Annotated in this window: 16 protein-coding genes; 3 read left to right on the top strand and 13 right to left on the bottom strand. The window is 37.0% G+C overall.

What is annotated here, in order from left to right; genetic code table 11:
• Window positions 1-112: 112 nt before the first annotated feature.
• Window positions 113-511, top strand: coding sequence for a DUF7147 family protein (locus V7068_RS07180; RefSeq protein ID WP_499711842.1), 399 nt, complete (start codon window positions 113-115; stop codon window positions 509-511).
• A gap of 92 nt (window positions 512-603) precedes the next feature.
• On the opposite strand, the gene V7068_RS07175 is transcribed toward V7068_RS07180, so the two are convergent.
• From V7068_RS07175 to V7068_RS07150, 6 genes are all read right to left on the bottom strand, one after another.
• The gene (locus V7068_RS07175; RefSeq protein ID WP_127759687.1) at window positions 604-879 is read right to left on the bottom strand and encodes a YlbG family protein; all 276 of its coding nucleotides are present in this window, start codon (window positions 877-879) and stop codon (window positions 604-606) included.
• A gap of 116 nt (window positions 880-995) precedes the next feature.
• A complete protein-coding gene (locus tag V7068_RS07170; RefSeq protein ID WP_499711840.1) occupies window positions 996-1,439 on the bottom strand; it encodes a YlbF/YmcA family competence regulator in 444 nt (147 codons plus the stop codon).
• A 54-nt stretch (window positions 1,440-1,493) separates the two neighbouring features.
• Window positions 1,494-1,913 carry a hypothetical protein gene (locus V7068_RS07165; protein ID WP_499711838.1) on the bottom strand — a complete coding sequence of 140 codons (420 nt, stop codon included), beginning with the start codon at window positions 1,911-1,913 and terminating at the stop codon, window positions 1,494-1,496.
• A 66-nt stretch (window positions 1,914-1,979) separates the two neighbouring features.
• Window positions 1,980-2,222 (bottom strand): YlbE-like family protein, encoded by a 243-nt coding sequence (locus V7068_RS07160; RefSeq protein WP_127759684.1) that lies wholly within the window; start codon window positions 2,220-2,222, stop codon window positions 1,980-1,982.
• Between the two features lie 13 nt (window positions 2,223-2,235).
• Complete coding sequence (gene ylbD / locus V7068_RS07155; RefSeq protein WP_499711836.1) at window positions 2,236-2,676, bottom strand: spore coat protein YlbD; 441 nt, start codon at window positions 2,674-2,676, stop codon at window positions 2,236-2,238.
• A 258-nt stretch (window positions 2,677-2,934) separates the two neighbouring features.
• Window positions 2,935-3,843: a CAP domain-containing protein gene (locus V7068_RS07150; RefSeq protein WP_499711835.1), complete on the bottom strand. Its 909-nt coding sequence runs from the start codon at window positions 3,841-3,843 to the stop codon at window positions 2,935-2,937.
• A 398-nt stretch (window positions 3,844-4,241) separates the two neighbouring features.
• Between V7068_RS07150 and V7068_RS07145 the strand changes: the two genes are divergently transcribed.
• Window positions 4,242-4,604 carry a YugN family protein gene (locus V7068_RS07145; protein WP_119116184.1) on the top strand — a complete coding sequence of 121 codons (363 nt, stop codon included), beginning with the start codon at window positions 4,242-4,244 and terminating at the stop codon, window positions 4,602-4,604.
• A gap of 230 nt (window positions 4,605-4,834) precedes the next feature.
• Here the strand turns inward: V7068_RS07145 and V7068_RS07140 are convergent, their stop codons facing one another.
• The 7 genes from V7068_RS07140 to cyoE all read right to left on the bottom strand — a co-directional run bounded on the left by V7068_RS07140 (window position 4,835) and on the right by cyoE (window position 11,759).
• A complete protein-coding gene (locus V7068_RS07140; protein WP_252289852.1) occupies window positions 4,835-5,296 on the bottom strand; it encodes a DUF420 domain-containing protein in 462 nt (153 codons plus the stop codon).
• Between the two features lie 186 nt (window positions 5,297-5,482).
• Window positions 5,483-6,376 (bottom strand): cytochrome c oxidase assembly factor CtaG, encoded by an 894-nt coding sequence (ctaG, locus tag V7068_RS07135; RefSeq protein WP_499711832.1) that lies wholly within the window; start codon window positions 6,374-6,376, stop codon window positions 5,483-5,485.
• Between the two features lie 244 nt (window positions 6,377-6,620).
• Window positions 6,621-6,953 (bottom strand): cytochrome c oxidase subunit IVB, encoded by a 333-nt coding sequence (ctaF, locus tag V7068_RS07130; protein WP_127759679.1) that lies wholly within the window; start codon window positions 6,951-6,953, stop codon window positions 6,621-6,623.
• 4 nt (window positions 6,954-6,957) lie between these two features.
• Window positions 6,958-7,587 carry a cytochrome (ubi)quinol oxidase subunit III gene (locus V7068_RS07125; RefSeq protein WP_119116180.1) on the bottom strand — a complete coding sequence of 210 codons (630 nt, stop codon included), beginning with the start codon at window positions 7,585-7,587 and terminating at the stop codon, window positions 6,958-6,960.
• Window positions 7,587-9,461 carry a cytochrome c oxidase subunit I gene (gene ctaD / locus V7068_RS07120; protein ID WP_499711830.1) on the bottom strand — a complete coding sequence of 625 codons (1,875 nt, stop codon included), beginning with the start codon at window positions 9,459-9,461 and terminating at the stop codon, window positions 7,587-7,589. The genes V7068_RS07125 and ctaD overlap by 1 nt, the downstream gene beginning before the upstream one ends.
• Before the next feature lie 25 nt (window positions 9,462-9,486).
• Window positions 9,487-10,569, bottom strand: a complete 1,083-nt coding sequence (coxB, locus tag V7068_RS07115; protein WP_127759676.1) for a cytochrome c oxidase subunit II — start codon at window positions 10,567-10,569, stop codon at window positions 9,487-9,489.
• Window positions 10,570-10,826: 257 nt separating this feature from the next.
• Window positions 10,827-11,759: a heme o synthase gene (gene cyoE, locus V7068_RS07110; RefSeq protein WP_252289848.1), complete on the bottom strand. Its 933-nt coding sequence runs from the start codon at window positions 11,757-11,759 to the stop codon at window positions 10,827-10,829.
• Between the two features lie 810 nt (window positions 11,760-12,569).
• On the opposite strand from cyoE, the gene V7068_RS07105 reads away from it, so the two are divergent.
• Entirely contained in the window at window positions 12,570-13,547 is a 978-nt protein-coding gene (locus V7068_RS07105; protein ID WP_499711827.1) for a COX15/CtaA family protein, read from the top strand.
• Window positions 13,548-13,567: the final 20 nt, after the last annotated feature.

The following is a 13,567-nucleotide window of genomic DNA, read 5'->3' as shown; positions in this document are numbered from 1 at the left end:
CCCCCACTAATGGAAGTTTCACTTTATTAGACACGTATGCAGTTGTACAACTTCTCTTTTGAACAGGAAAATGGTACAGTATGAAGGAATATGTACATAAGGAGAGATTGAATTGATTCAACGTTTTATTGAACTTGGACAAGGATATTCTGATTTATATGAATTACTAGAAATCGGAAAAAACAATAGAAATCGAGTAGCTAGATTATTAGCCCTTCACACAACCTTAAACGATAAACAAGTAACATCTCTTGTTGTTGTGATGCACCCGACAACTGAAGGGGAGTTTCAACCACTTTATATTTGTCGCGAAGGCATCCCCAACCCAAAAACAACTCCAAATAAGCGATACGAGCTTTTTGAAGGATTGGCGAAGGAACTCGACAAGTCCATTATCGAATTAGAGATTAAACCATCCACGCTGTTTGCAGAACTAGATTTGTATTACCAGCATTTAATCGGCATTTTGCGTATGAACAAATATTTACCACCAATGAAAACAGGATTTTAAAAAAGCAGTATGATAATCATTCAATGCTAAGTAAACGATTGAATACTTATTGTAATAAAAGGACTGTTCCCACAGCTGTGAGAACAGTCCTTTTAAATACCCATCTTATAATCATATTCCTTCGCTTTATCTGGCTTGGAATTCTCGTATTCTACCTTGAGAAAAGGTTTATGAGAAAGATCGACTCTTTTCACGAAAGAATAGCCTCTTAGCTTTTCTACTAACGCCTCTACTTCATCCATATTCGTATACAGGACGACATACTTTAGCTTTTTGGATACATAATGAATATTTCCAAATTTTCTAAGCATTTTCGCTTGTTTTAATGTATGTAAATAGACAATAATTCCTTGCCTAGCTCCAATCATATTTTTATCTCCCTCATATTAAAGGTTTTTATTCAGTGTAGCATAGGAAAAACTTTGCTTTCAACTAAAAATTGGTGTAGAGATACTTAGTATCCTTACACCAATTTAATACTTCGTTAAGAACAGCCACAGCTGCCGCCTGTTCCACAACCTCCAGAGCAGCCCGATCCTGAATCAAAGAAAGGATTGCCTGTCGGAACTTTTATTTGAGGAGAAACAGCTCGACCAATTTTCATGCTGATTTCATCTAATACCGTTTGCAAATCCATTTCAGCTCTTTTAAAATCAGCAATCGTCGGATGCAAATCCATATCTCGTTTTGCCTCGCGAATATCCATATTCACCCTTTTGTATTCCGGATGATACTTTCCAAAACGTTGAACTTCTTCGTATAAATCTTTCAGCGCCCCAAACTTTTTAATTTTTTGTTGCGCGAGTTGATCATTCTTTAGTTTATATAAATGAGCAAAATAATTTTCACCAATCTCAGATTGCATCACTAATTCAGCCAGTGCTTCAGCTTTTTGAACGATTTCAATGGTTTCCATAGTAGCAAGCATTAATCGCTCACCTCCACCACCATTTTACCATTTTTCGAATCAAGAAGCGAGCTATTAGATAGTTGACTCAATATGTACCTCCACTTCTTTTGTTAGTCCTGTTTTTTCCCCATCTTCATTTAAAACTTCAAGCTTCATCCTATGCTTTCCATTCGGTACATCTCTTACAACAAAAGCCGCTGTCGTACGTTCACTATGCTTTTTTCCATCTATAGAAACGGTAACCGTTGCCAATTTTTTAGAATTCGTTTGTGAAAAGCTATACCCTTTTACATAACATTCCACATACACATTATCTTCTTTAACTATTGTTTTCACAAAAAAGTCCTCATTCATTGTCTTCCATGCAGATGCTTCTGCCCTAGTTTCAAAAAGACTATGAACATTCTCGATTATATCTTTAGGTTTAGGAATTTTCTGACCACAACCACTTATCATGAACAATAAAACAAATATAATAACTAATTTCTTCATGCTAAAAAACCTCCCTTCACCATTATTGTTGGCTAAAAGGAGCAAATTACTCATGAAAATTCACCGCTAACTACCTGAATTATTCATCGCTTGAAACATATGAAGCATCATCGAAGCTACTTGAACACCATCCGAAAATTTAGACACCCGATGAGGGATAGATTTTTTAAAAAAATATTTCGCTTCTGTTTCTAATTGATCCAAATGCTGTGGATTACGCATAAGCTTTTTATACCAAATCGGCTGAATCCGTAAATAATTGCGTACATCCTCATTCTCTTCAATAAAGGCATAAATATTTTGGCGCAATATAATCCCTTCCTTAATCTTTTCTAAATACAAAAGGGTTGCCACGTTTCTCTACTTCTTGCTTCGGTGGCTCTTCTTTCGTTGATCTATCTCCTTGAAACACTTCTAACAACCCTTGAATGGTTCCAATTGCTTGGTTGGCACTTCTAATATATTGTTGAATTTGATTAATATCCATACTTTTCAACGCTCCAAGCAACATAGTAAGAAATTCTTGATTTTGCACAAGATCCTTATCGTTTTGCTCTACTGCTTTTGGGTGCTCTTGCACGGTTTCTTGCTGCGCTCTTTCTTGTTCAACGTTCCAGCGTGGATGATCTGCCCCTAATAAATACCACTCTTCAAAGAGTTCCTGCCAAGTCGTCTCCTTACGCCTCACTTCATTGCGTAAATGAGGATGCCCCTTTACAAACTCACGAAATTGTTCAATCGACTGGCGTTTATTTTTGGCCATTATTCTCACCTCACTCAGACATTTACCTATTGTACAATATGCAAATCCCTCTAAAAGGTGCGCACCCTTTTCTATTCTTTAACACCACGCTGTTTATTTTGGGCTCCTGCTGGTGTGAGACCATATAAAAACGAGCCCCTATTCGGAACTCGTCTTTACGAATCATTATTTATCCCACACTTAACGGGCAGTAAAATCCCCACTGATGGAAGTTTCACTTTATTTAAGCTGATTATCTTTAGTTCTCACTTTCGTTCATTACGGTTTAATAAAATTTTGCGTGTAATATTTCTCATAAACTCCAACACCTAAATGAGTGAACTCTTTATTTAATAGCGTATCACGATGTCCTTTACTATTAAGCCACCCTTCCATAACAGCAATGGCATCTACATACTCCGCTGCGATATTTTCACCTGCCGAATGATACGTCACCTTTCCTTTTTCTAAACGATCCTCTAAGTCGCCTTGTGTTTTAGAAACGTGAGAAAAATAATCGCTATCTGACATGTCATAACTATGAAGGTACGCAACCTCTGCAGTTTGTTCATCCCATTGTAATGCTGGAACATTAAAACGTTTACGCATAATATTCGAAATATCAAAAATTTGTCGTTCATTTCCTTCTTCGACTTGTGACCATTCGGCTTCTGATAATTCGTCCATCTTCATAAGCTCACCGCTATAGGTTAATTCATATGGTCTTTGTTTAAGCAAAGTCTCTTCATTTAAAAAACGCACACTCGAAAGCGTTCCTGTCATTTTATCCAAATACAATTGAGCATAAATATCTCCTATCTCAACAATCGGTCTCATATTCATATCTTCCTCCGATAATTCAAAGCGATAGGAGCTTCCATCCGTTTCTATATCAACGGATGGTTCCACGTAAACACTCGAATAGATTTCATCAATAGGCTGACCTACTTTAAACGGGGAAATATCCACTTTATCACCAATGCCATAAGCTGATACAACTTTCCCATTTTCCATCGCCAACTGAAAATAAGAATCTGCATTTTGATTATAAATCCACCAATCATAACCATAAGCAGACACGTCTACTCGATTTGGTTGACCAAACTTCTTCTTAATCTCTGCTTCTTTCTCACCTATTGTAACAGCTAATCCACTCTCTGCTTCTCTAGTCGTTTCTTTTTTACTCAAAGTAGTAGACTCATTTATATCTTTATTTGAATTAATCCCTTTATTCCCATTTAAAATTGAATGAGAGTTATCATCTTCGTCAATATTCAGAAAAATACCAACAACAAAAAAGATTATAACTAGTACAACAATTTTTGCAAGTTTACGCAGAGGATCACTTCCTCTCTTTTCGTTTTACAGCTCACGCCCATTATATCATGTTTTCTTATAATAAATAAGTAGCTACTATGAAAGCCGCGCAAGAGAACTTTCTGAATTCACAAAATACTTCCCAGTCGTTCGTTGCAACTTCAATCAATTCATACTATTATTAAACATAAGCAACAATTGTATATTTATGGAATTTGCAGGAGGGTTTTATCTCGAATTTTAATTGTAACGATTAGGAGGTACTATTTGTGAGACTTGAAAACTCTGGCTTACACCACATAACAGCTGATTTAAACCGTCTTGATGATTTAATGCCCCAGTACGGTCTAATCCGTGCAGAACAATGGGATTATGAACGCGTTAGTTACGATCGAAAATTCGAATTAACAGAAGGCGTTTATTATTTAAGAATTTTAGGCGAAGCTATTGAAGGTGATGTTGGCAGTCATAAAGCAATTATTAAATTACGCGTACCACTATTAGGGAAACATTACTATCCACACGGAGTGGAATATGGCGATGGAGAATACTTTCCTGCTCCATTAGTAAAACAATGCGAAAAAATCTTAGCGGACGTTCATAAAGAATTAGTAGAATTTAATGGTCTTTAATCAACCTCACAACGCATGTTAAAACATGCGTTGTTTCTATTTTACTCTTCTACCGCTCGCCTGCGGCTTGACTTTCGTCCACTCCTTCAGATCAAATCATCTTTAGCCGTAACCATTTTATCTCTATATAATAAATAAGCTCGTTCATAAAATGTGGCATCATCCTATAACATTACTTCTAATTATAGAAAAGACCTGACCCTTGAAAAGAATCAGGTTGTTTCTATCTTTTACGACCCTAAAATCGCTTTAATTAATGACGTTGTTTGTCCACCATGATAGATGACATATAGCAGGAAATAAACAGCTACACCCGTAATGGCTGTAAAGAACCAAATCACGCTAGTTGTTGGACCAATTTTTTTATGAATACGGTAGTTTTTCTTGTATCCTGTTACTAACATGATAATCCCAAGAACCGCTCCTGTTGTTGCTAAAATAATATGAAAGATTAAAAAGATTGTATAGTAAATCTTAATATCATCTGGACCGCCAAAAGAGGTGTTCCCGACAAAAACGGTACGAGAAAGATAAATAGTAAAGAATATTACAGCAAATATAGCTGCCCACATCATTGTCTTTTGATGTGTTTCGATTTTACGCTGTTTAATTTGATACCAACCAATAGCTACAGTAATAGCACTTAGCACAATAAAGCTGGTACTGATTGTTGGAAGAATTGGTAAAGACATAAAAACTATAACGTCCTCTCTATATGTATTGTACGTTCATTGTATAAAAGGCCCTAGTAAAACACAATATAATCCCTTCATTATTAACAAAATGCTCACTTTCCTCTTCTATTCTTCCTCTAATTACAAACTATCATTTGCTTTTTTTAAAAAAACTTGTCCAAAAAATTATGGACAAGTTTCGCTTTATCGATAATCAGACGGAAGTGGATCGATTTTAGTTCCCCCACCGTTCTCTTTTTTAGCCCAAGCAAAGAAAATGACACCAAGTACATAACCTAATACAATTTCTTGAATAATCTTCATCAGGATCCCGCCAAGCTGTTGATCCTGAAGTGCTGGTAAGCCGCTAAACATTTCAGGGCCGCTTAAATTTAACCCGGCTAACATAGAAGATGGAACACACAGCCTCATTGCATTAGCCCATAGCTCAGGATTAGAAAACGTGCTATACATCGGGGCGTTAGCAAAAATAATTAACGCACAAGCCGGAGTCATTAAAATTCCGCTGCCGAAAATATAAGCAATCTTCTTTACGCCAGATAAGCTTTGTCTCTCAGGAAGCTTATTTACAAGCGGGAACCACATCATTACAGCTGTTATAAATAAAATCATAGTATATGCTGCATGTAACCATATATTTGTTTTAACTACATCAAATATAAGCGGCAGATGATATAACGAAAAGAAACTGTTGAATACTAGCAAAGCGATTAATGGCTTAGTGAAAAAAGAAAAAATTACCTTGCTTACTTTCCTATCAATCCACATCCGCCAAATCCAATTTGGTATGGCAATAATAAATAGCGGCGGAATTACTAAATAAAGTACAGCCATTTGGGTCATATGGGCGCTAAACATAATATGACTCATCAAATCAACAGGTGAGCCTTTCACAACATACAACAAAAGCATCGCGAGTAAAAAGTACACCACTTGTCTATTTGTGAGTCCAGTATTCCCTACAACACGATGACGATATTTCGTCGCAAATAAAAAATAGCCAATGGTTATACAAATAAGTACCATCAAATAATATGGACTCCATAAAGCACGAAAACCAAAAATATCAATAGACATACACTCACCCCAAGAGTAGGTTTTCTTTACTTGTATTATAGCTAAAACTAGCAAATTATTCAAAATAACCATTTATAGCCATATGATAAGCCATTTAGACAGCTTTCGCTAAACTAATATAAGCTAAAATCTACACCCTTATTTAACAGAACCTTATAAAGTGAAACTTGATCAGTGGGGGCCTGTCCGTTACGTGTGGGATAAATAGAAAATCGGCTAACAAGTAGCCGATTTCTACATCATTTTACCACCAGACAATGGTTAAAAAAGTTAAAACAGTAAGCAAGCCGACTGCTAAACCTGAGAATAAAAATAACGCAATCGTACTATGCCCTTTATGTTTCATATGCATAAAATAATACAGTTGAAAAATCACTTGAACAACCGCAAGTAAAAGAATAACAGGTTTGACAAACCATTTACTAAAATCAAATCCTATGGCAGCAAAAGCAATTAACGTAAAGAAAATCATCATTGCAAAAGTGATTACTTGGTGCTTCATTTCTTCTGCATTTTTCTTACGGCGATATTTCAAATCAAGACTTGGGTTAGCTGAATTTAATCGTTCATTTACCATTCTTCTATCCCACCATTCCCATTAAATATACGACTGTAAAGATAAATACCCACACTACATCAATGAAATGCCAGTAAAGACTTGCTACATAAAACTTAGGTGCATTATACAAATTTAGCCCACGTCCTGCGTTGCGAAGCATTAAGGAGGTAATCCATAACAATCCAAAGGCAACGTGCGCTCCATGAAAACCAACAAGTGTATAAAAAGCTGAGCCAAATGCACTACTCGTAAAGGTATGATGGAATTCATGCACGTAATGGTTAAACTCATAAATTTCTAAACCGAGGAAACCGGCGCCTAAGAGAACGGTCACTACTAACCACGCTTGCATACGTTTGAAATCGTGATTTTTCATATGATACATCGCATACACACTTGTTAACGAGCTCGTTAACAAGAGCATCGTAGCTACAAATGTAAGCGGCAAGTCAAAAATATCTTTTGCCAGAGCAGCATCTGCATTAGGTACTTTATCCTTTAGCGCAAGATAAGTGGCGAATAACGAAGCAAAAAGTACCGTTTCTCCACCAAGGAAAAGCCAGAAGCCTAAATATTTATTTTTTCCTTCTAACGTTGCTTTTTCAGGAGCTGCCGGCCATGTTGTATCAGTGAACTTTTGATCCATCTGCATTATGCCTTAACCCCCTTATCGTGATCATCTGTTAACTCTTCTTTATGAATATGATATCCATGATCGTCTTTAATCGAACGAATGAGCATCGATCCTAATGTAATCAACAGACCGATAATGATGACAGGTACTGTCCACGTTTTATCGTCATCCATATTGTAAAGAGCGCCGAACGCTGCAACAAACAAACCGAAAGAAGTGGTTAACGGCAAAATCGATGAATTAGGCATATGAATATCACCTAGAGGTTCCGCTGGGGTCATTTCCGTTTTCCCATCCATTTTTTCCACCCAATAAGCATCTAAACCGCGAACAAGCGGCAGCTGCTTGAAGTTATAATATGGCGGCGGAGAAGAAATAGCCCATTCAAGCGTCCGTCCGTCTCCCCATGGGTCATTCCCAACTTTTACGTTTTTCACAGATGTAATAATAATATTAATGACAAGTACAATGACTGCAAATGCCATAAAGAAGGCACCGACTGTACTAATCATATTTCCTGTATTTAACCCTTGATTGTCTAGGAATGTAAAAATACGACGCGGCATCCCCATAAGACCTAAGAAGTGTTGAATAAAGAAGGTTAAATGGAAACCAATTAAAAACGTCCAAAACGATATTTTTCCTAAAGTTTCATTAAGCATGGTACCAAACATTTTTGGCCAATAAAACGTAATCCCAGCTAAAAGCCCGAATACGACACCGCCTACAATAACATAATGAAAGTGAGCAACAACAAAATACGTATCATGAAAAATATAATCTGCCGGTGCTACAGCATTCATAATTCCCGTTACTCCCCCCATCGTAAATGAGGGAATAAAAGCAACTGCATATAGCATTGGGACGGTAAATTTGACACTGCCTCCCCACATCGTCAAGAGCCAGTTGAAAATTTTGATTCCCGTTGGTACCGCAATTGCCATTGTTGCAACAGCAAAAATCGCATTTGCAATCGGACCTAAACCGACTGTAAACATATGATGCGCCCAAACCATAAATCCTAAGAAACCAATTAACACCGTCGCGAATACCATCGAAGAGTACCCAAATAATCGTTTTCTTGAAAACGTGGCCAAAATCTCTGAGAAAATACCAAAAGCCGGTAATATTAATATATATACTTCTGGGTGACCGAAAATCCAGAATAAATGCTCCCAAATAATCGTATTCCCTCCGGCTGCTACATCAAAAAAGTTAGAACCGAACATACGGTCAAACATTAATAAAACTAAGCCAACTGTAAGCGGCGGGAAAGCAAATAAAATTAGCGCAGAAACAACGAAGGTTGACCAGGTGAACAGCGGCATCCTCATATACGTCATACCTGGTGTACGCATATTGATAATCGTTGCGAGAAAGTTAATACCTGCTATTAATGTTCCTATTCCTGATATTTGAAGACCTAATATATAGAAGTCGACCCCATGTCCTGGAGAGTGAAGAGATAAGGAAGCATACGATGTCCATCCAGCATCAGGAGCTCCTCCCATAAACCAAGAAAGATTTAAAAAGAGTCCCCCAAAGAAAAACAACCAGAATCCTAATGAATTTAAAAATGGGAAAGCAACATCACGTGCCCCGATCTGCAATGGTACAACAGCATTCATCATGGCAAAAACCAATGGCATCGCTGCTAAGAAAATCATCGTCGTCCCATGCATTGTTAAAATTTCATTATAAAACCCTGCACTGACAAAGTCGTTATTTGGAATGGCCAGCTGAATTCGAATAAACATCGCTTCTAAGCCGCCTAGGACGAAAAATAATCCGCCGGCAATAAGGTATAATATAGCGATTTTCTTATGATCTACCGTCGTCAGGTAATCCCATAGCGTTGCGCCAAATCCTTGTTTTTTAGCGTACGTACTCACGATTTAACCCCCTCATTACTGTGTCCTATTTTTCTTCCACTTTCAATTGCATTAAATAAGCTGTAAGAGCATTGATTTGTCCATCTGAAAGCTCTCCATACGTACCTGTCATCGTGTTACCCGGCTTATACACTTCAGGGTCTTCCAACCATTTTTTTAAGTTTTCTTCCGTATGGTCAAGGACTCCTGCTATTCTTTCACGTTCGCCAAAAGTAGCTAGATTAGGAGCCTGACGGGCAGTTTCAGGTCTACTATCATTTGGAGTAACAGCATGACAGCCGATACAGCTTTGATTAAAAATCTCTTCCCCTTGTTTTGCCAGACTACCTTCCACTACTGGTTCGGAAGCGGCTTTCATGTCCTTCACCCATGTATTAAAGTCATCTTTTGATTTAGCTACAACTTTAAAATCCATCAATGCATGTGAAGGTCCACACAGCTCTGCACACTTTCCATAGAAAAGGTCGTCTGCTTCATTTGCTTTTTGACTATCAAACTCTAAATAAAACTGATTCGGATTATCCGTATTTGTGTCCATCTTACCGCCAGCAGCCGGAACCCAGAATGAATGTTTTACATCGGATGCAACCAAATTAAAGTACACCTTTTCATTAGTAGGAACGACTAAGTCTTGACTCGTAATAACCCCTAAATCAGGATATTCAAACTCCCACCAATAAAGATTTGCTCGAACATTTACAACAAGAGCATCCTTCGTTTTTCCTTCCTTATCTTTCTGATCCATTGCCTTTGTATCTGCTAAGTCAAATGTCACCTTAACAGTCGGAATAGTCAGAATTATTAGAAGAATAATCGGGATAACCGTCCAAATCACTTCAAGTTTGTGACTTCCTTCTACTTGCTTCGGTATGGTGTCATCGCCTTTTTTACGACGAAAACGAAAGATGACAATAAGAAATAGAATAGTAACTACGATAACAACCAAAACCATAATGATGGTACTCAGCATCATTAAATTATACTGAGTTTGGGCAACTTCACCTGCCGGACGTAATGCGGATAAAGAAGCCATTCCACAGCCTGAGAGGACAAACGTCAAAATGCCTAACAAAGGTAGCAAGCGCCATTTGTGCAGCTTTCTTTTCATCAATTAGAAACCCCTCTTTCGTAAAAATTTCTCACAACCTCATCTGTCATTACTTGTGAAAATTCTTCCTATATATGAATTTCTATCAAAAAGAAAGAATTCCTATGATTAAATAAGAAATAAATACACTTGTGCAACCGCTTTTATAAAGAGCCCTATTATCCATCATTTATTATGTATAAGCGGCTAACGTAAACTTAATGATATTTAGCGACAGCCTGTTTAATTATAAAACAGGCTGTCCAAAAAATATCACGTTATATTAATGTCACAATGACCATCGCTACAAATAAAATGGTCATATAGTTTAAAGAATAAACAAACATAATGCGAGCCCATTTTAGGTCATCTTTCATTGTAAATCCTTTGAGTCCTAAAACAAACCATCCTATTCCAAGCAATGCAGCTAAAACGACCAGCGGAGTTCCCAGTGGTGTTAATAGAAAAGGAACAAACAGTAGAGCCGTCACCCATAGAACGATGGATACTTTTGTTCGCTTAAAGCCCTTTACAACTGGAAGCATCGGAACATTCGCAGCTCGGTACTCCTCCACTCGCTTCATTGCCAATGCATAGAAATGTGGTGGTTGCCATAAGAACATAATGGCAAATAAAGCCCAAGCTAATAAATCTAAATTAGGATCAACTGCCGCCCATCCAATCAGAGGAGGAACCGCTCCTGAAATACTTCCTATAATCGTATTCGATACATATCTACGTTTCGAAACCATTGTATACAAAACAATATAAGCGAAAACCCCAACGAATCCAATGACAGCTGTTGTTAGATTAGCAAAAGCTAATAAACCAAGACCGATGGCGATTAACAGAAAACTTAATGTTAACACCTTCGACGGACTGACTTTACCAGTAACGGTTGGTCGATTTTTTGTTCGTTCCATCAAATGATCAATATCTCGATCGTAATAGTTATTAAAGCTGCAAGAACCAGCAATAATAAAAACAGAACCTGCTAATGCAAAAAACACTAAATCTAGATTGCCTAAAAAGCTCATACCAGTAAAATGTAACGCTAACCAAAGGCCGGTAAATGTAGTAATCATATTAGAATTAACGATTCCTACTTTTATAAGAGCGAGAAAGTCTTTCCAAGCTGATGTTTCTTCTATATTTGTATGAATTGGCGACCCACCGTTCCCAGTGTCTGCCATAGCCCTTAGATTTGACATGATTCTTCCTCCTTAATAATTCCTAGAGCAAACATAATAAGCTACTTACTAGACATTATTTCATACTTTTGCATTTTTGTAACCATCGAAGCCTTCTAAAAAGTAAAATATTACCAAAACAAAAGTGTGCATTCAATATTAAAACAATGTTTTTCTCTCTATTCTTATACGCATTTACAGAGAATAACCTTAAAATACGTTTCCTCAATATATTAAATCATACCTATGAAATCTTTTGTGAATTTATTTTATCTTTTTTATGACTTTATTGTGAATGCTATTTATTGCACTCTAGTTATAATCATCATTCCCTAGTTCTCTTCTTTTAGTCATATTTCCTGCCAAAAAAGGGAATCCATTTGTTAATTTCTACAAAAAATTCCTGTTACATTTCCTATGTGGAGCCTATTTAAACTAACTTCCTCAGGCTCTATAGTGCGAAATTAATTCACAGGATTGTCTACATTCAATCCTATTGCTGTTAAAACCATTTTAGGATTAACCTTTCTTACATAAACCTATAATTTTGTACCTTTCTCAACTACTCTAAAAGGTACTGTCTGCTCCACAAATCTAAAAATTAAAATCGTTTTTAAGTTCATTCCCTCATCAAGACACTCAAATTATTACATAAGTATATAAAAATTACAAAAACTTGTAAAAAGATACCATTTTGTGTAATATCAAGCATAGATAAGTGAAACTTCTAAACATCCAAAAATCTAAACATATTAAGCCTAGATTAATAATCCTAATAGAGTTTTCAGTGATAAATCATCCATATAACCAGTAAAGAAGGTGAAACGATACATGAAAGCATCTCTTAAATGGTTTGCAGTTTTAACGTCAATTGGTATGCTTCTAATCCTACTCGGAGGAGCATTGGTCACAAAAAAAGATGCAGGATTAGGATGCGGACGCTCTTGGCCCCTATGCAATGGCCAACTGATTCCTGATGAAATTACAATTGAACTCCTAATTGAGCTAGCCCATCGACTTGTTTCTGGCGGAGTTGGCATGATGGTACTTATCCTTTCCATTTGGACTTGGAGAAAAATCGGACATGTTCGTGAGGCAAAGTTCCTGTCAATCCTTTCCTTCGGCTTTCTCGCCATTCAAGGATTGATTGGAGCAGCAGCTGTAAAATGGGCACAATCTGATTTTGTGTTAGCGCTTCACTTTGGCATTTCTCTTATTTCCTTTGCTGCTGTTTTCTTATTAACCTTACTTATATTCGAAGTAGATAAAAAGTTTGAAGCAGAGAAGCTAATCGTAGATCGTCGAATGAAATTCCACATACTAGGAATTACCATCTTCTGTTTCATTGTCGTATATACCGGGGCTCTTGTTCGCCATACAGAATCTAGCCTTGTTTGTAAAGATTGGCCATTTTGTGTAAATAGCGAAATCGGGCTTCCTGAAAATTTATACGAATGGATTCAAATGGGGCATCGGGCAATAGCTGGAATTATTTTTTTATGGGTTACCTACGCAATGATTATAGCCATCAAGCATTATAAGCATCAACAAGTAATTTACGGCGGTTGGATTTCTGCCTTTCTTCTCGTGTTTTTACAGGTAGCAGCTGGCGCCTTGGTCATCTTTTCTAGACAAAACTTATACATAGCATTGGCGCATTCTCTGTTTATAGCCTGCTTCTTCGGTGTTATGAGCTATTTAGTACTCCTCACCTCTCGAAGTACTAAAAACGCCCTATTGTTACAAGAAGAAAGCTCTTTGATTCATACTTCCAATCAACAATCCCCTTCATCGATTTCATTACATTAAAAATAATAGTCCACCATTCT

This window comes from Bacillus sp. JJ634 (genome assembly GCF_036962285.1).
Taxonomy (GTDB): Bacteria; Bacillota; Bacilli; order Bacillales; family DSM-1321; genus Peribacillus; species Peribacillus asahii_A.
Note: the sequence above shows the minus strand (reverse complement) of the source record. Positions and strands in the feature narration are given on the sequence as shown.

Excerpts from the sequence above, each read along its gene's own strand:
- V7068_RS07175 (WP_127759687.1), bottom strand. The coding sequence starts at position 879 with ATGATTGGAGCTAGGCAAGGAATTATTGTCTATTTACATACATTAAAA.
- V7068_RS07170 (WP_499711840.1), bottom strand. The coding sequence starts at position 1,439 with ATGCTTGCTACTATGGAAACCATTGAAATCGTTCAAAAAGCTGAAGCA.
- V7068_RS07165 (WP_499711838.1), bottom strand. The coding sequence starts at position 1,913 with ATGAAGAAATTAGTTATTATATTTGTTTTATTGTTCATGATAAGTGGT.
- ylbD (WP_499711836.1), bottom strand. The coding sequence starts at position 2,676 with ATGGCCAAAAATAAACGCCAGTCGATTGAACAATTTCGTGAGTTTGTA.
- V7068_RS07140 (WP_252289852.1), bottom strand. The coding sequence starts at position 5,296 with ATGTCTTTACCAATTCTTCCAACAATCAGTACCAGCTTTATTGTGCTA.
- ctaG (WP_499711832.1), bottom strand. The coding sequence starts at position 6,376 with ATGTCTATTGATATTTTTGGTTTTCGTGCTTTATGGAGTCCATATTAT.
- ctaF (WP_127759679.1), bottom strand. The coding sequence starts at position 6,953 with ATGGTAAATGAACGATTAAATTCAGCTAACCCAAGTCTTGATTTGAAA.
- V7068_RS07125 (WP_119116180.1), bottom strand. The coding sequence starts at position 7,587 with ATGCAGATGGATCAAAAGTTCACTGATACAACATGGCCGGCAGCTCCT.
- coxB (WP_127759676.1), bottom strand. The coding sequence starts at position 10,569 with ATGAAAAGAAAGCTGCACAAATGGCGCTTGCTACCTTTGTTAGGCATT.
- cyoE (WP_252289848.1), bottom strand. The coding sequence starts at position 11,759 with ATGTCAAATCTAAGGGCTATGGCAGACACTGGGAACGGTGGGTCGCCA.
- V7068_RS07105 (WP_499711827.1), top strand. The coding sequence starts at position 12,570 with ATGAAAGCATCTCTTAAATGGTTTGCAGTTTTAACGTCAATTGGTATG.